This is a genomic window from Rivularia sp. PCC 7116 (assembly GCF_000316665.1).
Classification (GTDB): Bacteria; Cyanobacteriota; Cyanobacteriia; order Cyanobacteriales; family Nostocaceae; genus Rivularia.
Genome location: NC_019678.1, coordinates 8027604 through 8049828, shown reverse-complemented (window position 1 = coordinate 8049828; position 22225 = coordinate 8027604). Strand labels below are relative to the sequence as shown.

At 37.4% G+C, this 22225-nt stretch carries 16 protein-coding genes; 8 read left to right on the top strand and 8 right to left on the bottom strand.

Annotated elements, in window-relative coordinates:
- Positions 1 to 446 precede the first annotated feature (446 nt).
- The 8 genes from RIV7116_RS30725 (at position 447) to pqqE (ending at position 10249) form a co-directional block, all read left to right on the top strand.
- On the top strand, positions 447 to 1148 hold the full coding sequence (locus tag RIV7116_RS30725) for a DUF928 domain-containing protein (protein WP_015122241.1): 702 nt from the start codon (positions 447 to 449) through the stop codon (positions 1146 to 1148).
- Positions 1149 to 1867: 719 nt separating this feature from the next.
- Entirely contained in the window at positions 1868 to 5173 is a 3306-nt protein-coding gene (locus RIV7116_RS30720) for a filamentous hemagglutinin N-terminal domain-containing protein (protein ID WP_015122240.1), read from the top strand.
- A 174-nt stretch (positions 5174 to 5347) separates the two neighbouring features.
- A complete protein-coding gene (locus tag RIV7116_RS30715; RefSeq protein WP_015122239.1) occupies positions 5348 to 6598 on the top strand; it encodes a PQQ-dependent sugar dehydrogenase in 1251 nt (416 codons plus the stop codon).
- 121 nt (positions 6599 to 6719) lie between these two features.
- On the top strand, positions 6720 to 6911 hold the full coding sequence (pqqA, locus tag RIV7116_RS30710) for a pyrroloquinoline quinone precursor peptide PqqA (RefSeq protein ID WP_015122238.1): 192 nt from the start codon (positions 6720 to 6722) through the stop codon (positions 6909 to 6911).
- Between the two features lie 74 nt (positions 6912 to 6985).
- The gene (pqqB, locus tag RIV7116_RS30705; RefSeq protein ID WP_015122237.1) at positions 6986 to 7909 is read left to right on the top strand and encodes a pyrroloquinoline quinone biosynthesis protein PqqB; all 924 of its coding nucleotides are present in this window, start codon (positions 6986 to 6988) and stop codon (positions 7907 to 7909) included.
- 99 nt (positions 7910 to 8008) lie between these two features.
- Positions 8009 to 8740 carry a pyrroloquinoline-quinone synthase PqqC gene (pqqC, locus tag RIV7116_RS30700; RefSeq protein ID WP_015122236.1) on the top strand — a complete coding sequence of 244 codons (732 nt, stop codon included), beginning with the start codon at positions 8009 to 8011 and terminating at the stop codon, positions 8738 to 8740.
- 55 nt (positions 8741 to 8795) lie between these two features.
- Positions 8796 to 9089 (top strand): pyrroloquinoline quinone biosynthesis peptide chaperone PqqD, encoded by a 294-nt coding sequence (gene pqqD, locus RIV7116_RS30695; protein ID WP_015122235.1) that lies wholly within the window; start codon positions 8796 to 8798, stop codon positions 9087 to 9089.
- 80 nt (positions 9090 to 9169) lie between these two features.
- A complete protein-coding gene (gene pqqE / locus RIV7116_RS30690) occupies positions 9170 to 10249 on the top strand; it encodes a pyrroloquinoline quinone biosynthesis protein PqqE (protein WP_015122234.1) in 1080 nt (359 codons plus the stop codon).
- Positions 10250 to 10906: 657 nt separating this feature from the next.
- Here pqqE and RIV7116_RS34355 read toward each other — a convergent pair.
- The 8 genes from RIV7116_RS34355 to RIV7116_RS30645 all read right to left on the bottom strand — a co-directional run bounded on the left by RIV7116_RS34355 (position 10907) and on the right by RIV7116_RS30645 (position 22116).
- Positions 10907 to 13111 (bottom strand): lamin tail domain-containing protein, encoded by a 2205-nt coding sequence (locus tag RIV7116_RS34355; RefSeq protein WP_015122233.1) that lies wholly within the window; start codon positions 13109 to 13111, stop codon positions 10907 to 10909.
- A 69-nt stretch (positions 13112 to 13180) separates the two neighbouring features.
- A complete protein-coding gene (locus RIV7116_RS30675; RefSeq protein ID WP_015122232.1) occupies positions 13181 to 13918 on the bottom strand; it encodes a hypothetical protein in 738 nt (245 codons plus the stop codon).
- 101 nt (positions 13919 to 14019) lie between these two features.
- Positions 14020 to 14853 (bottom strand): cyanobactin biosynthesis PatC/TenC/TruC family protein, encoded by an 834-nt coding sequence (locus RIV7116_RS30670; RefSeq protein WP_044292550.1) that lies wholly within the window; start codon positions 14851 to 14853, stop codon positions 14020 to 14022.
- 138 nt (positions 14854 to 14991) lie between these two features.
- Complete coding sequence (locus RIV7116_RS36695; protein WP_015122230.1) at positions 14992 to 17427, bottom strand: alkaline phosphatase; 2436 nt, start codon at positions 17425 to 17427, stop codon at positions 14992 to 14994.
- 104 nt (positions 17428 to 17531) lie between these two features.
- Complete coding sequence (locus tag RIV7116_RS30660) at positions 17532 to 20924, bottom strand: PatA/PatG family cyanobactin maturation protease (RefSeq protein WP_015122229.1); 3393 nt, start codon at positions 20922 to 20924, stop codon at positions 17532 to 17534.
- A gap of 312 nt (positions 20925 to 21236) precedes the next feature.
- Positions 21237 to 21425 carry a DUF5837 family cyanobactin class RiPP gene (locus RIV7116_RS30655; protein ID WP_015122228.1) on the bottom strand — a complete coding sequence of 63 codons (189 nt, stop codon included), beginning with the start codon at positions 21423 to 21425 and terminating at the stop codon, positions 21237 to 21239.
- A gap of 246 nt (positions 21426 to 21671) precedes the next feature.
- Positions 21672 to 21869, bottom strand: a complete 198-nt coding sequence (locus RIV7116_RS30650; RefSeq protein WP_015122227.1) for a DUF5837 family cyanobactin class RiPP — start codon at positions 21867 to 21869, stop codon at positions 21672 to 21674.
- 49 nt (positions 21870 to 21918) lie between these two features.
- Entirely contained in the window at positions 21919 to 22116 is a 198-nt protein-coding gene (locus RIV7116_RS30645) for a DUF5837 family cyanobactin class RiPP (protein ID WP_015122226.1), read from the bottom strand.
- Positions 22117 to 22225: the final 109 nt, after the last annotated feature.

The following is a 22225-nucleotide window of genomic DNA, read 5'->3' as shown; positions in this document are numbered from 1 at the left end:
TAACTGTAGGGTGTGTTACGGCTTGAAAATGTAAAAATTAAAAACGATATATTATAGAATGCCGTAACGCACCGTTAACTTACAAGAAAAACGAATTATTTATAATTATCTCTTCCATCTATACTAATTACTTATTTAAGGTTTTACTTGTTACCAGGTTCTAGCTGGGAATATATTTTTCGAGGCTCTGCCTTGGATTGTAACGGAGGCAGAGCCTCAAACAATGGGTTCCTAGTCAGAGACTAGGAACCAGTTAAGATAATAAAATTCATCTAAAGAGACGATATATATTCCAATAGATAGTTGACAATAAATGTTTTATAAAATAAATTTTCATTGATTTATTAATGTCGATTGAGCTATTAATTCAATACAATAATAAGAATCAAAAAATAAATTTATATCGTCATCATAAATTATATACATAATTGCTAAGAAGAACGGGTATGACCAGTTATACGCTCAAATTCCTTAACTTTAGTTTATCAATATTGATCCTGACTTATACTTTACCTGGCTTTACTCAATCAAAATTCCCAAGTAAAGATAACTCTTTGTCAGATGAAATAGTTTTCCAGGATTCATTAGAACCACCGGGTGAACCGGAACCAAAAGACACTAAAGGTTCTGGTTCTCGCGACCCAAAGAAATGTTCTATGCAAGAACAGGGTATCAAACCTTTAATGCCACCAGAACGTAACTATGGGTTAACTTTACAAAAGCTTCCTTCAATATTCGTTCGTTTACCGAAGACTAAAGCTAAACGGGTAATGTTGAGTATTCAAGATACAGCAGGTAAATATTATCAAAGAGCTTTTTTACCAATTACAGAACATGGTATCGTCAGCTTTAATTTACCAGAAGATAAGCCATCTTTGACCATCGGTAAAAATTATAAATGGTCTTTGGTTATTGTATGTGGAGATACTGTACAACCAGATGACCCTACTTTCATGGGTTGGGTGCAGCGAGTTGAAAAAACATCTCAGATAGATAAGGAATTAATTGGTAAATCTGCTGTCGAAAAAGCCAAGTGGTACGGAAAAAAAGGATATTGGTACGACATGCTTAGAGAAATTCAACGAGCAAAAAAAACCCAACCGGACGACCTTAAGTTAAGTGCTGATTTACAAGAAAGTTGGCAGTAGCAAACGCTTAGGAGTCAGCAGTGAGAATCTTTAAATTATTCCTCTTCAATCTTTCCGTAAAAGAAGTATCGTAACTATATCGCTGCTTTTCTAAAGACAATACGGAAGAATCTAGCTTACCAATAAGCGTATAAGTTTAATTAATTGTTTTCTCAATATCTGCTTGAACTTTTATATTCTTGCAAGACGTAGCACTGCTACGTCTCTATATCGATTTTACTAACTCTACTTCGCTTCACACAATCACATCTAATCCTATTAAATATTCCGATACAAATAAATTTACTTCTCTAAATACTTCGCAATGTTTCTGACTCTTATTGATGCTATTATCAATAGTCCAACAGCAGTATAGGAGTTACAGTGTGTAACATACTATTTGTAGGCTGGCGAAAGTAATTAAAACTTTTATTATTACTTGCTTTAAGCTTAAAAACTCGTTGTTTTTATGTAGTACGCAACCTGTAAATTTGCAGTCATTTGCTTGAATTTACAAAAATTATCTGACTCTGATTTACATTGCTTCATGTTAGATAAATATCGATTTGATTCAGGTTATGACAATGTGAGACGATAAAAAGTTTATTCACAGATAGACAATAAATAATCAAGTTAATTTAAATCTGTTTGAGAGGAAAATGGAAATAATAGTTACTCCCCCTCTTGATATAATTTTTAGCTAAGAGAGTTCTCACAGGTAAAGGAAAAAGGTAGAAAATGTGAATTTATCCTGTAGATATAAAAAGCAACTGAGCTATATAACTTGTTTATTGTTGCTTTTCCCCAGCTTCACTGCAAAATCTGTAAATGCTCAATTGATTCGCGATCGCAGTCTGGGTGTGGAAAGCTCTAAAGTAAAATCTTCAGTTGATAGAGATTTAATTGAAGGGGGAGCGATTCGGGATAATAATCTTTTTCACAGCTTTCAAGAATTTAACGTTAATCCCAATCAAAAAGTTTATTTCAGCAACCCGGATAATATCACCAATATTCTTACAAGGGTGACGGGAAATAATATTTCGCGAATTTTAGGGACTTTGGGGGTTGATGGAAATGCAAATTTATTTTTAATTAATCCCAACGGTATTGTATTTGGTGAGAATGCTTTTTTAGATATTAAAGGTTCTTTTGTCGCTTCTAGTGGTAACGGAATCGTTTTTGATAACTATAATTTCAATACTTTAAACCCCAAATCTCCACCGTTATTAACGATAAACCTTCCTCTGGGTATACAACTTGGCTCAAATCCGGGGGAAATCGAAGTACAAGGAAAAGGACATTATTTGACTACGGCTCCTCCTTTTTCATTGCAGTTAGAAAGAAGCGATAGAAGTACGGGTTTGCGGGTAAATCCTGGAAATACTTTGGCATTAATTGGTGGTAACGTTAATTTGTCTGGTGGTGTTTTAACTGCTGAATCTGGAAAAATTGAATTAGCTGCGGTAAACGAAGGTGTTGTTGGCATTAATAATAATATCCGAGGTTGGGAATTTGATTATTCCAGAGTTGAAAACTTTGGTGATATCCAATTAATTGAAAAATCCTTAGCTGATGTTTCTGGTGTGGGAAGTGGTTTTGTGGAGGTAAGAGCGCAGAATTTGCGAATGAGCGATGGCTCTGTATTATGGACGCAAAATCTTGGTGATGCAGTTTCCGGAGATATTATCGTTAATGTTGGCGATTCTTTATTAGTAGAAGGTACAACACCTGATGCAGCTATTCGCACGGGTATATTTTCAGAAGCTTTGGGAGGAAACGGAGGAAACGTAAAAGTTGATGCTAAAAAAGTGACTGTATTAGCAGGAGGAAGTATTGCTGCTTATACTTACGGTAAATATTCAGGAGGAAACGTTGATATAAATGCTTCCGAGTCGATTTTAGTTGATGGGATTTCTACTCTTAACCCAGTTATTATTAGCGCGATCGCTGCTTCTAATTTTAGTGAGGGGAAAGCAGGGATAAATACAGTTTCAACTAAAGAATTAACAATTAGTAATGGAGGAATGATTGTAAGTGCAACTCTAGGTTCTGGGGAACCTGGTTTAGTTAAGGTAAAGGCAAATGATATACTGCTCGATGGCAGAAGTCCAATTACCTTTTCAGGTGGTGGCTTGATTACGAACTCTATTGGAGAAGAGACATCAGCAGCAGATTTGGTTGTAGATACGGCGACCTTGAGATTAGAAAATGGAGGAATTGTAAGTTCTTCAACACAGAGTAGTAGTGATGCTGGCAATATTACTATTAATGCCACGGAATTTGTGGAAATAAAAGGTAGAGGTTTGGCAAATCGTCCTAGTGTAGTAACATCAGCTTCTAGACCTTTAGATGAAGCTACACGTGATTTTTTGGGTTTATTTCCAGATTTTGTTGCTGGAAATTCTGGAAGCGTTAGTATAAATACTCCAAAGTTAAGAATTTCAGATGGTGGTTTAATTAATCTTGTAAGTGAAGGATTGGGAAAATCTGGAAGGGTGGAAGTAAATGCTGATTCAATTATTCTCAACAACGAAGGGGGAATCACCATTGAAACTAATGATGATGATGCAGGAAATATTCAATTAAATACTAATATATTACAAATTAACGACGGTATTATCAACGCTTCAACTTCTGGTAGTGGTGAAGGAGGAGATATTAATATTGATGCTACGGAATCTGTAGAAGTTAACGGTGGTGGATTTGAGAAGTTACAGCAGAATGTTATCAATCCCCCTTTAAATAATCAAAAATTGACTTTGAATAGTTTTGATAATGGTATTGTTACTGCTTCTGAAGGAGAAGGTGCATCGGGAAATATCTTAATTAATACTCCCAACTTTACCGCGTCGGATGGTGGATTAGTTGCTACTACTACCCTGACTCAAGGAAGTGGTGGAGATATTACTATAAATGCTGCCGATACTTTAAAGCTTGATAATTCGCTTTTAGGTACCGGAACATTTACTCCCCTAGATTCTGGTAATGTAAATTTAACTGCGCGTCAATTTACTGCAATCGGAGGAGCGCAGGTAATTACAAATACTTTTGCTCAAGGTAGAGCAGGTAATTTAACAGTTAATGTATCGGAATCAATTGATTTAATCGATCCTTCAGCGCAAGGTTTTGTTTCTGGGTTATTCGCAACTTCATCTCAAACAGCTTCCGGAAGGGGTAAGCCACTGCGTTGCGGAGGCTCCCTCCGTTGTAGCAAGTGGCGCAACCCGAAGGGTGGAGATATCAAAGTTACTACCAAAGATTTTAATATAGTTGATGGTGCTGGAGTTTCCGTAAGTGGGGAAGGAGTTGGTGATTCTGGAAATATTGATATTGAAGCCGTGAAACTTTTCTTGGAAAATAGTTCAATTACTGCTCAAAGTGTTTCCGGTGAAGGTGGAAATATCAACCTTTCAATTCTAGAATCTTTAATTCTACGCAATAACAGCACAATATCAACCCAAGCCGGAACCCAAAATAGCGGTGGTGGAAATGGTGGCAATATTACGATAAATGGTGGTTTAGTTGTTGCCGTACCTGAAGAAAACAGCGATATTAACGCCAACGCTTTCCAAGGTGACGGTGGAAATATTTTAATTAATACTCCTGGATTATTTGGAATTCAATTTCGTAATCAAACAACTCCTCAGAGCGATATTACAGCAAGTTCGCAATTTGGTATCGATGGAGATTTTAATTTGAATCTCCAAGAATTGGATATCACATCCGGTTTAATTGAACTCCCCGAAAACTTAACCAATGCTGCCGATAGAATTGCAGCTGGTTGTCCAACTGACGAAGAAGCTCGTTTCGTGACATCCGGAAGAGGCGGAATTCCTCAAAATCCCAAACAAGTCTTACCAAACGAAATTGTTCTACAAGATTTAAGAACTTTCACCTCTTCCCCCTCTTCCCCCTCCTCCCCCTCTACCCCTTCCCAAATTAAAGAAGCTACCAGATGGATTGTTAACAAAGATGGGGGTATTGAGTTCGTTGCTGATAATACTCAAGTTCAACAGAATTCAAAAAATTGTCAACCAGTTAAATAAAGACAATAATCGTTAAAGTTTAATTACGAATTGATAATTTTTTAATTGGCTGTCATTTTGTTGTCATGTTTTTTTGTCACACTCTAAAACAGTTTTGCGATTGTAGCTAATTATGTTTGTCAAAATAACCAATAAATTGATTGCAGTTTGATGCATCTTAAAAATTTATAACCGATGAAAACTCATATCATTCGCCCAATAACAGCAACGCTAAGCGCAATTATTCTCTTAACTCTTGGAGCTTGTTCTTCTACAGATAATTCCACTTCCGCACAAAGCGCAAATCAATCAACTACCGCACAAAATACTAATAGCTCACCATCTAATAAACCGCTGTTTTCTGACAAGAATGTAGCTGTAGCGAAAAATTTCAAAACCACCACCGTATTACAAGGTTTAGAACGACCTTGGGGTATAACATGGCTTCCCGATGGAGGAATGTTAATTACCGAGCGTCCGGGAAGGGTACGAATCGTTCGGAATGGAAAATTAGACCCCAATGCTATCGGTGGAGTTCCAGAAATTTACGCGGCTAATCAAGGGGGCTTGATGGATGTTTCGGTGCATCCAAATTTTGAAAAAAATCGCTTTGTTTACTTTACCTATTCTCACGGTACTACCGATGCCAATCGTACCAGAGTTGCTAGAGCTACATTTGACGGCTCAACTTTGAAAAACTGGGAGGTGATTTTCCAAGTTTCTCAAGCAAAACCAGGTGGTCAACATTTTGGTTCGCGTATTGTTTGGCTCCCAGATAATACGATGTTAGTAGCCATTGGAGATGGTGGTAATCCGCCAACTCGACTCAATGGAGATTTTATTCGCAAACAAGCCCAAAATCTTAACTCTCATTTCGGTAAAGTTGTTCGTTTAAACGATGACGGTTCCATACCCAAAGATAACCCCTTTGCCGCATCTGACAGTGCCGATAAAGCAATATGGAGTTACGGACATCGTAATATTCAAGGAATGACTGTTGACACAGTTAATAACAGGTTATGGTCAACCGAACATGGTTCTAGAGGTGGTGACGAACTTAATCTCATGGAAGCCGGTAAAAATTATGGTTGGCCAGAGGTTAGTTACAGTGATGAATACTCTGGAGGAGCAGTTTCCAATGTTAAATCCCGTCCGGGAGTGCCGGAACCAAAAGTAGTATGGACTCCTTCCATAGCACCTTCGGGATTAGCATTTTATTCGGGCGATCGCTTCGGAATATGGAAAGGAGATTTATTTGCTGGTGGTTTAGTTTCTAATGATGTTCGTCGCATTGATTTGGATGCAAACGGTAATGTCCTCAAAGAAGAATCGATTCCCATTGGTCGAAGAGTGCGAGATGTCCGTCAAAGCCCCGACGGAGGTTTATACGTTTTGACGGATGAACAAGATGGGCAATTAATTAGTATTGAACCCACGGAAAGTTAGATTGAGTAATAAGTAAGGAGTAATAAGTAATAAGTAATAAGTAATAAGTAATAAGTAATGAGAAATTCTTTCTCATAAAGATGTAAAAATAAGTTTTTCACCTATTCACAACTCAAACAAAATGGCTAAAACAAATAATTCCTCGATGTCTGGAAGTAAAGATGCAAATCTTTCCAATATCCAAACTAAGAAAATTGATACAAATTCTTCCGAATCACCAGCATTTAAACCAGCAGCAGTTTGGGAAGCACCATCTTTTGAAGAATTTGGTCTTTGTATGGAAGTTACTGCTTATGTTCAGCAGTGGGATTAAAAGGTTCAAGGTTAAAGGTTAAAGGTTAAAGGTTTATTAGTTTATCAATGGGATTAATTAGGTAAATAAAATTAATGCTTGTACGTATTCTTGGTTCTGCTGCTGGAGGGGGATTTCCTCAATGGAACTGTAATTGTTATGGTTGTCAATCTGTCCGTGAGGGTAAAAATGGCGTACATCAACGCACTCAATCATCTCTTGCGGTTCGCGGAACTGAGGGTTCTTGGTATTTGATAAACGCATCCCCTGATGTACGTCTACAACTCGAACGATTGCGAGATTCGGTACCAACTTCAATTCGTTCTAACCCTATCGCTGGAGTGTTATTAACCGATGCAGAAATTGACCATACCGCTGGATTAATGATTCTCAGAGAATCTGCGGAACCGTTAGCTATTTATGGAACTAATTCTGTACGTAAAGCATTAACCGATGGATTTTCTATTCTTCGAGTTCTCAAAAATTATTGTGGAGTCGTTTGGACTAATCTCGAATCGGGTTCTACAGTAAATCTAAATAGTGATGATAGCTCAAGTTTAGAAATAGAAGTGTTTTCACTCAAAAGTAAACCACCCAAATATATGCGTTCCGATGTTGGGGTTGATGAAAATTATGATGGCTCAGTCGTTGGATTTACCTTTCGCGATCGCATTAGTGGAGGTGTTGTAACATATGCTCCAGCACTTTCTGAGTTTAGTGATTCTATACTGGAGCGATTAGATAAAAGCGATTGCATTTTAGTAGATGGAACATTTTGGCAAAATGACGAACTAGTTAAGCTGGGAACTTCAACACGAACATCTCTAGAAATGGGACATTTACCGCTTTCGGGAGAGAACGGTAGTTTAAATCATCTTGCCAAACTTTCTTCTAAGCGGAAAGTTTTTACCCACATTAACAACAGCAATCCCATCCTCATCGCTAATTCACCAGAACGCAAAATAGTTGAAGCAGCAGGAATAGAAGTTGCTGATGATGGATTAACAATTCAACTGTAGTACTCTACCACATAAGTTTTAAAGGGTTCGTAGTTGCGCTTTCTCGTAGAGTAAGCGCAACTACAAACCTATCTAATTATCTTACTCGAAAAAATCATAATGCAATTACTCAACCAAGAACTCAAAAAACCTTGGACAAAACAAGAATTTGAATCCATACTCTACTCGCAAAAATCCCGCTATCATCATCTACATCCCTTTCATCAAAGAATGAACCAGGGATTATTAACACAAACAGAAATACGAAACTGGGTTGCAAATCGTTTTTATTATCAAAAGAATATTCCCCTCAAAGATGCAGCTATAATTGCAAACTGTTCCGATAGAGAAGTGAGAAGAGAATGGATTGAGCGAATTATAGACCATGATGGGCGCTCTGGGGATGAAGGTGGTATTGAAGCTTGGATTCAATTAGGTAAAAGTGTGGGATTGTCGCGTTCTGAACTTGTTGATGAGCGATATGTATTACCAGGTGTTCGTTATGCAGTAGATGCTTATGTAAATTTTTGTCGCAGTCAGTTGTGGATTATAGCAATTGCTGCATCATTAACAGAGTTATTTGGTCCCGGTGCGATTCAGGTTAGATTAGCAGCATTAGAAAAACATTATGATTGGATAGATCCCACCGGATTTGAATATTTTCGGGTAAGGTTGAAAAAAGCACCCAGAGACGCTAAATATGCGCTGAATCTGGTTTTACAACACTGTACAACTCGCGATACTCAAGAGCAAGCTGTTCAAGCATTAGCTTTTAAATGCGATTTACTATGGACTCAATTAGATGCAATTGAGAAAGGTGATACTCGTCCGGATATAATTCGTAATTCGTAATTCGTAATATCTTAGCTCCACAAACGTCGATAAATCTTTAAAAATCTGCTCGGTGATGCAAGAAATTAAAATTTCTGAAACTCTTGATTATTTAACTTTTGCTCCTGGTGTACGTTTGCATTGGAGTGAAGTCAGACAGCAATATTGGCTTTTATTTCCCGAAGCTGCACTTGCTTTAAATTCCACTGCGGCAGCCATACTTGCTAAATGTGACGGCGATCGCTCTCTAGATGAAATTGTAGCAGTACTAAAGCAGCAATATTGTGATGTTAATGTTAGCGATGTGGAAAAATTATTGTTATCGGTATTTAAACGAGGATTGTTAATTAGGTCAAAGGTTAAAGGTTAGAGGTCAAAGGTGAAAAGTTAATATTTTCTACCTCCTCTTCCCCTTCTTCCCCTTCTACCCCCTCCTTTATACATCTCATTATGAATATAAATAGACCATTAACATTAATTGCAGAACTAACCTATCGCTGTCCACTTCGATGTCCGTATTGTTCTAATCCGGTTAATTATGGTGAAAGTAATTATCGTCAAGAATTAGCTACCCAATATTGGTTAGATGCAATCGGTCAAGCTGCGAAATTAGGAATTTTACAGCTTGGTTTTACTGGAGGTGAACCACTTCTGAGAAAAGATTTGGAGGTGATGGTAGAAACAGCTGCTTCTACAGGAATGTACACCAGTTTAATTACGTCTGGGAAAAGTTTAACCCCAGAGCGAGCGGCTAAATTGAAAGACTGCGGATTAGACCACATACAAATTAGTATTCAAGATAGTCAAGCTGACAAATCTGATTATATTGCCGGAGTTACTTCCTTTGAACAAAAATTGACTGCTGCAAGATTGGTGAAAAAGTTAGGATTTCCCCTAACTATTAATGTTGTACTGCATCGTCATAATCTAGATAGAATTGCAGAAATTTTGGAACTATGTAAAACACTCGAAGCTGATAGGGTTGAATTAGCCAATACTCAATATTATGGTTGGGCACTAGAAAATCGTACTTCATTATTACCAACACCTGCTCAATTAGAAAAAGCTAAAAAAGCAACTGCAATTGCTGTGGAAAAACGATATTTCCCTATGGGTTTAGTTTACGTACTTCCCGATTATTACGAACAATATCCTAAACCTTGCATGGGCGGATGGGGACAAAAAACAATAGTAATTTCCCCATCTGGTGATGTATTACCCTGTCAAGTGGCTACAAGTATTCCCGAATTAAACTTTGCAAATATCAGCGAACGAACTTTAGAGTGGATTTGGTTTGAATCCGAAGCATTTAACCGTTTTCGCGGTACGGATTGGATGGAAGAACCTTGTCGTAGCTGTTCTAGACGAGAAATTGATTTTGGGGGTTGTCGCTGTCAAGCTTTTTTACTTACCGGGAAATCCAACGCTACCGATCCAGTTTGTCATCTATCACCAGAACATAATCTGATTAATGAAATTCGAGAAAAACAAGATTCAAATTATTCTCAATTTACATATCGTTCAATTTGAGTAGCTCAACTTGAAATTGATAGATTCTACTATTCTTATCCAAAAAAATCTTGACTATAATCTCTGGTAATCACCGTACAGAATAACAATTAAATATTCCGATACAAATATCTTTACCTATCTAAATATTTCGCAATGTTTCTGACTCTTATTGATGCTATTATCAATAGTCCAACAGCATTATAGGAGTTACAGTGTGTAACATACTATTTGTAGGCTGGCGAAAGTAATTCAAACTATTATTTTAACTACCTCAAAGCTTGAAATACCGTTATTTATTTGTAGTACGCAGCCTGTAATTTTGAAGTGATTTGATTGAATTTACAAAAATTATCTGACTCTGGTTTACATTGCTTAATTTTAGATAGATATCTATTTGATTATGGTTGATGAAATATGAGATTATGGAATGTTTGATAAACTCAGAAGGATGCCAACTTAAGCAAAAAAGTTTGTTGATTGTTAACCCTTTAACGTTTACTATCAACAATCACAAAAGATACTAATCCAATTTTAATTGGATTAACTTATTGCCTATCAGTTAATTCAGAAAATGAGTGTTGCCGATCGCGGGGATGAAATGGTTTCGTAAGCCTCGTAACTTAATTCCGAATTCTGTCAAGTTATCCCTTGATTCAGCAACACCAGAAAATACCATCAATTACTAACTAAATCAGTACGAGTAGTTTCTTTATCACTCCACTTAATTGTGTCACAATCATTCTCACCACAAGCGATTTCTTCACCAGATTTACTGTATATTTCCAAATAACCGGTGTCTCCATCAGTTACTCCTGTAACTACATAAACTGGAACATTATTTACAGGGATTTCATAAACTCCAGCAGAACCAATGTCTGCATCTTCGACATTTTTCTGGTAGAAATCATAAGCTTGTTTGACATTATTCGGAAGCTCGTTTGAATTAACACTAGTTCCTAAATCGCGAACAAAATATTGCTCTTGATCGGAGTTTTTTCGAGCATCATCAAATATTTTTTTTACAGATTCAGGAGTCAATTCACCTACTGTAGTTGAAGAAGCATCACTTTGACGATTCTTACCCGTTACATTACCTTCCTCGTCATAAACCCAGTTAGAAACTAAATTACCATCAGCATCTAAAAGTTGACCTTCATCTCCTTGGTCATTCCAGATAGCAACGGAACTGTCAAAGCTAAAACCGCCAAATTCGGATTGAACTTGATTGGTATAAACCCGGAAACTTTTACCTGCTTCTAACTGTGTTCCCCCTGGAAAGCTAAATTCTTGATTGTTAGAAGTCACTTTCCAATTGGATAAATCTACAGGTGTCGAACCAAAGTTGGTGATTTCGATATATTCGTCGCTTTGTTTTCTTTTGACCAAACCCTTATGGACAAGGTTTGTAATCAGTACGTTGTTAGTTGCTTGTTGAGTTTGTTGATTCTGTGAACTGGTGTTAATGGTTGGTTTGGAATTACTAATGCTTGAAGGGTTTTCCCTTTCCCACTTATCTAAATGTGTTTTCAAATTGACGATATATTGACTCATAAAATGGTCACCAATACCATCAATACGGTCAATAACACGTCCCAATATACTTCTCATCACAACTAATGGATTTAATGAAAGCGGGATATTCAAAGAACCTGGGTCGAGTTTGAATAAATTATTCAGATATCCAGATGCTCTATCCACCCATTTATCAGCAATACCGAAGCTTTCATCTTGAAGCACACCTTGATTATCAAATAATTTAAAGTTACCGCAATGGTAGTAATCAAGGACGAAAAGAACATTGATTAATGTCTTATCAAATTTAGGGATAAATTTGAATACATTGGGTAGCATTACGTCAAAATCAGAAGGACCGAAGGAAAGAAATGGTACGATATCGTTGTTATTAACAAAGCGGAATGTTTGCTCTTTGAACTTCTCGTTAAATGCTGTGACAAAGTTCTCATCACCTACTTTTGGTTGTCCGTAGGTGTACATTCCATTGGGAGGATTTTTGCTATATTCTTCCTCAAATAGACACATAGCAGTAGCCAAGTTTGCTAAACCAGCACCTAAACTATGTCCGGTAAACCAAAGAGTTCTTTCCCCCCTTGCTTCAGGTTTGATTTGTTCCCATACTTCAGTCCAAACTGACATTAAAGCTTCTTTGAATCCGTTATGTACTCCAAATCCACCGGGGAATTCTCTACTGTGGATAAATTGAGCGTCTGTGAAGAAATCTCCTAATTCCTGACTTCCTCGAAAAGCAACAATGATTATCTGTTCATTTTTGAGGACTATAGCTTGACTGTTTGTGACAGTGGAAGTTACACCCTTTTCTCTAGAGAATTGGATTAAATCGGTTTCTTTACCAGTAATAAAGTTACGCTGGCTAAAATTCGATAACCAATTGTCTAATTTTGCAAAGATTGCTTCGGTTTGTTCTTCTTGTTGGTCTTCTTTACATAAAAAGTTTTTCAGAGCTTGTTTATTTAACTCTAATTTTCCCGATACATCTTGACCATTTTCACCTGTCACCGAATAAGCTAAAAAGCTCGCAAGTCCTAATGAATAAGCATTGTAAGGACTATAATTTTTTGCTGTTGTATCGAAGTGGAACTTATCAAAGTAACCCTGGGTTAGTAAAACATCTGATTGCTTCTTGAATAACTCTGCAAATTTACTATCTAGAGCTTTATCAATAGCTCCTCCAGTGATATCTCCAACTTTACCGACAACGTTACCAGCTGTATCGGTTGCTTTTCCAACTACCGCTCCACCAACATCTCCAACTTTCTCGGTTACATCACCAGCTTTATCAACAGCTTTACCGACAACATTTTTACCAATGTTTCCAATTTTCTTTCCGAATCTACCAACCATTACTAACTCTCCTATTTTTGGATAAAGGTTAAATTTTATAAAAACTTATTAGCTTGCATTTATTCAAATCTATCTACTTACATAGGTACGAATAGCTGCTTGACTGCTCCAATTAAAGCTATCGAAATCATATCTAGCACAAGCAACTAGTTCGCCTAGATACGTATACAATTCCGAATAATTCTCATCAATCTCTGTAACTGTATAAACTGTGTAAACTGAAGTATATTTTACAGAAACTTCATAAATTGCAACATTACCCCAGTTAGCATCTTCGACATTTTTTTTGTAGAAGCTATAAGCTTGTTTAACATTGCTAGGAAGGTCATTTAAATCAAGTCTTTCTCCTAATTTTTTAACAAAATTTTTCCTATCTTTAGACTCTTTAAAAGCTTTCTCAAAAAATTGTTTTATTTCTTCTGGTTCGTACTCATTCCAAATGTCGCGAGTCTGGAATTGACTCATCCAATCTATTGTCGCTTCATGTTGAGCGCAAGCTATTTCTTCGCCTGTTTTGCTATATATTTCTAAGTAGCCATTATCCCCATCTGTATTAACCCCTGCGACGGCATAAACTGGAGTATTATCTACATTTACTTCATGAACAGTGACATCTCCAATATCTCTATCATAGAGAATTTTATAGTAATTAAAAGCTTCTACAACAGCTTCGGGAAGTTCATTTGGTTGAACTTGACTACCTAAATTACTAACAAAGTTTTTGTCTGCTATAACTATCGAATTTAACTTGCGTGAAGCCTTTTCAAAAGCTCTCTCAAAGAACTGTTTTACTGTTTCTGTTGTCATGATAATTATCTCATTGTAAGTAAAAAAATAGTCTGTAACTTTTATGCTCAGTAACAAATTATTAATTGGGAATTAAGTTGAATTAAATTAAATATCCAAATTTATGCCCAAATACGTCCTCGTCGAAAGTCTTTTTTTTGATTATCTTTTCCTGCTTGTTCTTTGGCTACAGTCTTTATCCAATAAGCATAATCTTCTAATCCAGTTGCCAGTATTTGGGGTTGATTTGTGGTTGAGTCATCTTTCATTTCTACTGTTAAATTAGTTTTCTCAGAAGCCTTATTTTGACTAACAGTCACCGGATTGCTACCACAAATTACTTTTTCTAAGACAGCATTAAATCCTTGTATTGAGTCTTCATCTGTAAAAAATTGTCCTCCCGTTTCACTTGCAATTCTCTGATATTCTCTTTTAATACCTTCTTGAAATTTACTTTTAGAAATACCGCAATAAGTATGAACCGTAACCTTAGAAACCTTAGCTGTCTGAATGGCTAAATTAGCAGCTTCAATATCTTCTCTTTCAGTTTTTTCTCCACCTCCTTCAAGTGCTTCATCTCCGAGACAAAAAATAGCCCGAGCTGCATTTTCTCTCCAATCAAAGTAATCGCAAATATCCTCAATCGCACGAGCTACATCTTCTTGCGCTCCTGCTGATTTTAATTGTCCTCTTTTTCTTCCTCGTAATTTAGAATCGGAAACATTACAGCTTTTAGTTAAATAATTTCGGATAGTTTGATTAAAATTTGTTCCTCTCCAAGTTCCTTCTATTCCAAACCAAGTTACTCTTAATTCAGTTGGACAACTTGTAGATGCACAATTAATTGCATTTTCTGCTGCATTACTCAAAGCACGTGCTTCATCTTTCATCGATGGACTCGTATCGATGATGATGACTAAATCTACTATAGGGATATTATTGGTTGGATTGCTCATTTGTTTTTCTTGATATAATCGGTACACAATTCTAAAAATTGCACCTAACACTTGAACCCAATTTATGGGGAAAAGTGGAGTTTCACATTTCCCCGGTGGATTTGGGTATTTAAGGATTATTAGAGTTGAACAAAAATATTAATCATCTAGGTTAATAGTGCTTGGATCGTACTTCATTGTTTTAGCAAGATGCTTGTTCACTCCTTTTTTAGAAATGGTGCTTCCATCGTCTGCGACATCGCAATCTGACTTGTTAATTGCGTATACTTTCCATATCAATTCAGAAGAAGTAAATTCAGCTATTGCATATCCGTTAATTGATGAATCGTAGTGTTTGATGTAGGTATTAAATCTGTTTAATCCTGCTGTAAGCCCATGTAATGTACTACCTTCACCAGCATCATCACTGCTATCGCTTGAGAAAATATTTGGCAACATATCTATTACCTGACCAATTGTTGAAGCTCCTGGAATCTTAGTTATTTCTTCGCGTAATCCTTCTGATACCCCTGGTGATGTCAATGATGGGGTCATGAATTCTACACCAGCGATTTTACTGTAGTCCATATTAGCCTTATTCAATGTCCCTTCAAAGTCAGTTCTTAGATAAGAAATCATCGAAGTGTGCATATCCCCGGTGAATACCACGAAATTACTTTTTTTATTGTTATCGTCGTGGTTTTTGGTTTCGCTGTCTTTGATCGTTTGTAAAATAGACTGACGTTCCCCCATATATGCTTGCCAATCATCAATTAACTCTGGCTCTCCTTTAAGCTTTGCTGCTGTTGAATTTATTGATGAAGTTGCTAAAAGTGTTTGATTACCCCACACTTTCCAAGTAGCTTTTGAATTTTTAACTCCTTCGGTTAACCATTCTTTTTGCCTTTGACCTAACATAGTTGTGTGAGTATTTTCTTTGTCATCTGCACCTAAGTCTGGTCGTGGTTTACTTCTGTAACTACGGCTATCAGTTAGGAAAAAATCTACTAATTTACCGAAGCTGAACTGTCTGTAAATTGAGCTTTCGTGGAGTTCAGCATTGTTGTTAAGTGGTTTAATAGGAACGTAATTTCGCCAAGCTTTAATAGCATTGTTATAGAGATTCTTCATCTCTTCGCTTCGTGCTTTTTGCAGTGGTTTTAGTGGTTCTAGTGCTTTGAATATTTTTTCTAGTTCTTTTTTTTCTAGTGATTTGATTTCTTTGATTCTTTTTTCTACTTCTTCTATTTTTAGTGCTTCGAGTGCTGCGAGTACTTTGAGTATTTTATTTTCTTCTTCTTTTAATTCTAGTGATTCGATTTCTTTTTTTACTTTTTCAACTTCTTCTTGCTCTTTATACTTTTTAAAGATAGGATGGTCGCTACCTACTTCTATAGTTTTCTTGTCGTAATCCCAATACCAGTTATCAGCAACTTCATGGTCATCTAAAGTTATCATCCAGGTATGTTGTTCCATCGCAGCTTGAAGCGCTAAATCTTGACGATAAGTACGATAAATCTGCTGGAAATGTTCTAATGATGTGGCTCTTTGGGTTTTTGAATCAGCGTAGGGTTGACCATAAGGGTCGTTTTCCCATTTAATATCTTCACGGTGAACTTTTCCGTAACCTTTGGGATATTGTGAATATTCATATACAAAATCCCCTAGGTGAATCACGTAGTCTATATCTTCTTCTGCTAGATAATAGAAAGCATTGAAATAACCAGTGCTGTAATCGTTACAAGTTATCACTGCTAGACGAAGACTGGGAATATTTTCATTTTGTCTTGGTAGCGTTTTACAACGACCAGTTTTACTATATACTCCGTCGTAATGAAAGCGATAAAAATAAGTTTTACCCGATTCTAATTTGCCATCTAAATCGACATGAACTGTATAATCTGTGTCCTCTCCAAAGTGTGCTTTAACTTCTTCGTCAATTACGCAATTATCAAACTTATTGCTTTCACAAACCTGATACTTTAAAGGCTTTTTAGTATCGTACTTTTCTGGATTAATTCGAGTCCAAAGAATTACACCTGTAGCTGATGGATCTCCCGATGCTACTGATAAACCAAATACAGAAGCAGATTTGTTGTTATTGGATTCATTTGCAGGTTGCTTTTTCTGGACACTTTCAATAATCCACGTATCAGTTACATTTTTCTTAGTAGTTAAAAAGCCATCGTATCTAGTATCGGCTACAAGTCTTTGATTTTTATAAGAGACGTTAGTAAAATAAACTTCATCTCCGTAGCGAATCACGTCTTTGTCACCAGAAGCCTTGTGAATTCGCCAACCTTGCTTTTCTTTGTCGTAATTATCTTTCCAGTAATAGCAATTGTGGCTGTCTGAAAAAGCACCTAAAATATTATTTTCACCTAAACTAGCTTCCAAAGAACGGATGTTCACCGTATCACCGTCTTTGAGATTGTCACTACTGTTTCTGCCTTTAAGTTGCAGTTTAACTTTACCCGTATTATCTAATCGAGGAAAATTGTATCGTCCTTTATCTACGGATACCAAGTATTTACCGTTCTTATGTTTGAGATAAAAGATATCGTCAAATTTGATTATAGTTTGAGTTGAAGGCATTATATTTGTTTCCTGTTGATACTTTTTTAGCTATTAACTTTTTTATTTAACAGTTTACCAAGGGAACTATGACGGATTAATAATGAGAAAAGACTTCTTTTTCCTTATTCTCTCCTCCCTGGAACTGACCAACTTTTCACTTCTCCCAGGGTTACTGGTAATCTTTCTGCGACATCAATGGTAAATCGAAATACCTTATGGGAACGATGGCTGTTTTCTGGATCGAAAAATTTGAGTTTGACATCCCAGCAATCGCTATTTAATCGACAGTAAGGACTTTTCTCTACTTCGATGCTGTCTAATTCCCTTCCCGTTGCAATTGCTTCGGCAAATGTAGAAGCTGCTTGAAAGGTGTTTGTCGCTGCAAAATTTAAAGCGCGATCGCGAGATGTTTGTCCTAAATTCCGCAAGTCGTAATACACCCGATTCAAGAAGCTGGTAAGACAACCACGCATTTGTTCTTCGTCTACTTCCGCTGTTACCGTTCCTAAAGCTGCATTAACTAAAGTATTAACTTTCCAACCATACATACCCCGAACATCGCGAACGGTAATTACAGGAACTACTTCCCCGGAAAATAACTCTACAGTACGATTAGTCCTTAATGCTGGAATACTTAGTCGTTCGATAAATTCGTCGCTGTCCTCAGACTCGAGTTGTCCGTTTAACATCAAGAGTAATATTTCGTACACCTCAGCAGCAAATCCCCCCTTGGGTTCAATTGCATAAACTGGTGTTAAATCAACATTCAGCGTCCAAATCAACGAGCGTGCTTCGTCAGGATTTTGGTCTAAGTAATCGACCATTTGACGAGTATCGTAGGGATTGGCTGGAACCATAATTCCACTACCATTATCTACTGCACCCATTAATTGTTTAAAAGAATCCCGTCGAGCTTCACCACCAAAGTCATAACTTAGGGTTCCTAAAGCGTAGACATGACCGGAATATGCAGTACTTTGAGTTACTTGATTGCTCTGTGATTCTACCGTACCCGATGCAGTTACTAATTCTTCCGAATTGGATATGCTAACGGGAATAGAATCGGGAATTGATATATCTTGCAGGTTATCTTGTAGATTTGAATTTAAATTTGTATTTAAATTTGTATTAATTTCTCCCCCTGCTTCCCCTGCTCCCTTAACAAAATATCCCTGATTTTCAATTCTAGATACAGTATCTCCTGTAAAAGAAATTTTTACAGAAGGTTGTCCAAATAGTAAATCTATCGTTTGGGGTAGATTGAGCTTACCTCGCAAACAGCGTTCTGGTTCTTCTACATCGTCGGGATTGCAAGGAATAGCTGTGTTAAGTAGAGCAGCGCGGACGGCTTCAGCATCAATTGGTTTACCCTGTTGTAATTGCAAGCTCATCAGTAAGCCACAAATACCAGTCATAACTGGTGCAGCCATGCTGGTTCCTTTTAAGCGTATGGGTTCTTCGGTTGCGGGTTGAGCACCTAAAATATTTTCACCGGGAACCAAAATACCGTCTATTTGATAGTTACCACCCCAATTACTAAATTTGTAGGGTTTACCTTCATCTTTCATTGCTCCTACTGCTAAGGTTCCCGGTAACACTGCTGGAATACACCAACATTCACCTTTATTATTTCCTGCTGGAGCAACAATCAAGATATTATTGTCCTGGCATTTTTTCACTGCTTGGGTAAGTAAATTCTGAGCTTCACCTGTTTGAGTAGGACGACAAGCAGCACAGTGAATAATATTCGCTCCCAACTCAAGGGCAAGTTCAAAAGCGCGAGCTAAATTGAGGACGGAAATAAATTCTTCCTTATCACCTGGAGAGTTGATCGGGATATTGATAACGCGACAATTAGGAGCTATACCGGGAGCAGGTGTATTTTCCTGTCCAACAATGGTACTGGTAATGTGGCAAGCGTGATTGTCACCCGTAATCCGATTCACAACTGTTTCGGAGAGAACTGTTTTAATTTTTTCTCGTTTCTCATCACCCTTTAAGCCGCTATTTTCAATTTCTCGGTAGGTAGCGTAAGCTTCTGGGGGAATTGGTTCTACTGCTTCGTGCCAATAAGGGAATACTTTGGAAATGTTAGCTCCCTCGAAGCAAGATAAATTATGGTCGGGATTGCTGTCGAGAATCACAATTGTGATTTGCGAGTCACCTAAAGTTTGATTTCTTAGGTTAATTAGTCCGGGAATTCGATTATCAAGGTCGTGGGGATGAAGTATTGTTAGTGTTGAAGGTGTAATATCCGCAGTTGAAGCCATCACAGCAGGTTCAATTTCTTCTCCCCCTGCTCCCCCTGCTCCCTCAACAGATTCAATCATCGAAGCTGAAATTAAAGCATCGGGATTAGGAAGAGAACCAAGGATAAATTCCCCAACGGAAGATTCTTCTATATAATCTAAACCTGTAGCTTGGGCAAACCGTTCGCTATCCCCATTTCCTAACGCACAAGGAGCCAAACCCATACTATTTGCTACAAGATAGAGATTTTGGTACAGTACCCCAACGTGCTTTAACACTACTGCATAAGCTACAGAACTATATTTCCAAAACATTCGCCCAAAACGAGCTGTTATTACCAGCAGTACTTGAGGTATCGCATGTTCGCCGCTGATACGGTGAGCATTGTCGAGCAAGAGACTAACATTAACATCAGCATTATCCGGACAGAGTTGCTCTAACTGGTGATTTAAAGGGTCGTAATGATAAAGACCGGAATCTAATCCCTCACAGCGATGCACCACGGGATAAATTTCTAGTTCGTATAGACTGCCACCACCGGGATAAGGACGATTACTTAGTTCCCCAAAGTCATATTCTACATCTTCTGATTTCTCTACTTTGTAGATTTCTTTTACACGAGCAGTACGATACAGAAGTTCGCTCAGTTGTTCTAAAGTTATGGGATGGTCATCGTCGTAATCTCGGATTGATTTGCGCGTTTCAATTGCTTCAGTTAAGGTCAAATCACCTTGCATAACAACCTGTAAGTTAGGACGCGGCAATGATACAATTTTACCGCTCATGGGTGGCTTCACTACCGGAAATTGGGGTAGTTTTTCGATAAACTGCTCCATATGAGAGGTTGGATAATCATGACTACCCGAACGGCTGCGACTGTGAAACAATAGATTATGAAATTCCCAAACTTGAAGCGATAGTGGTTCTGGCTCTACAGCAAGAAATTGAGCAGAACACAATAAATTTACGAACTGTTGAATTGTTTCTGGTGATAAATCGGGAAATATATTCAGTTCCTCAACAGAACGAGGTTGAGTCAACACAGCTAGTAAAGCATTAGCTCGCCAATCTAACAGCCTAACCCGGAATTTAGATAGGGGTGACTCTAACACCATTGCACCATCATATTGGCGCTGATATGCGAAGCGAGATAACTTAAATATGGCTTGATTCCAATCTGGTTCGAGCAAATTTAACGAAGCTCCTTCCACCATCGATTCGGCGATCGCCAATGTCCCTAGTTCTAAATTGCCGTTATCTAGCATAATGCTTTAATTTTCCGTTAAGTTATCTATTTATCGATAAATATCTTTAAAAATCAGTTTTATTGATTATTAATTCTCAGAAAGTGCGATTAAATCTCTTGGTATAGAAGTTGTATATATTAAAACCTAGATGAACGCGGGGTAAGCGCTGAAGGACGTAGAATGTTTAATTAGATTTTTATACTGTTTTTATGTAGTATCAGTACAATTATTGATGAATTAACCGGTTTATATAAATAGTTAAAGTTTTACTTGATACTTTTAATTAAGTAACCGTTCAAACTTTAACCATTCAATTTATTGTTAAAAGATTTACTCTAGTTCGTCCCCATCAAAGGAACACATAATTTCAATATTCGTACCTTCTTGTCGCACCGCAGCAGCGATTCCTGTAGTACTCAAATTTTCCTCAGATAATTCCGCGAGCAAGTCAGCTTGTTTCCCTTGAGTAACTCGCGCCACGGGCTGAGCTTGTTGAGGAATAATATTTTTCTTGTTCATTAAATTTTTCTCTTTTTTTATTGGATTTGAATTTTAACTATTCTTGAGAAACCTGCACAGGAAAAACACGGAGTCGCAGGGGAATTTTACGATTAAAATTCACCCTTACTAATTCCCCTGCATACTAAGACTCCCGTTACCAGAAAACTGAAGACAGAAAGGTCGGAGCAGTTAAATTGCTGCCGATAAATTCAGATTCTACTGTTACTAGGCTTTTCAACTTAGTAACAGCAAGAATCTTACTTTCTATTCTGCGTCGTCTCCGTCATAGGAACATACACAGTAACAAGCAAGTGTCATATCGTTAGTCTTCATTGAAGCTCCCGCTCCTGGTGTTGAAGCTAGAGTTTCTTCAGACAATTCTGCTAATAGGTCAGCTTGAGTACCTTGACTAACCCGGACTACAGGTTGTGCTTGTTGAGGGATAATATTTTTCTTGTCCATGAAATTTTCTCCTTTTTTCCGTTAGTTTATTTGAGAGCTAATCCTGTCGCTACTCCGCATCATCACCGTCATAGGAACAAGCACAGTAACATGCAAGAGTGATACTATCGGTGACTAAAGAAGCTCTCGCTCCTGTTACTGTAGCCAGAGTTTCTTCGGATAACTCCGCTAACAAGTCAGCTTGAGTACCTTGAGTAACACGCACAACGGGCTGAGCTTGTTGGGGGATAATATTTTTCTTATCCATGAGAAATACTCCAAAATTACTCTCAGTTTGATTCGACCGCTTCGGGGTGGGTCTAACCCCTTCTTCAGTTGTAAAGAAGCCTGTATTTAACGACCTCGCGTTTTGAAGC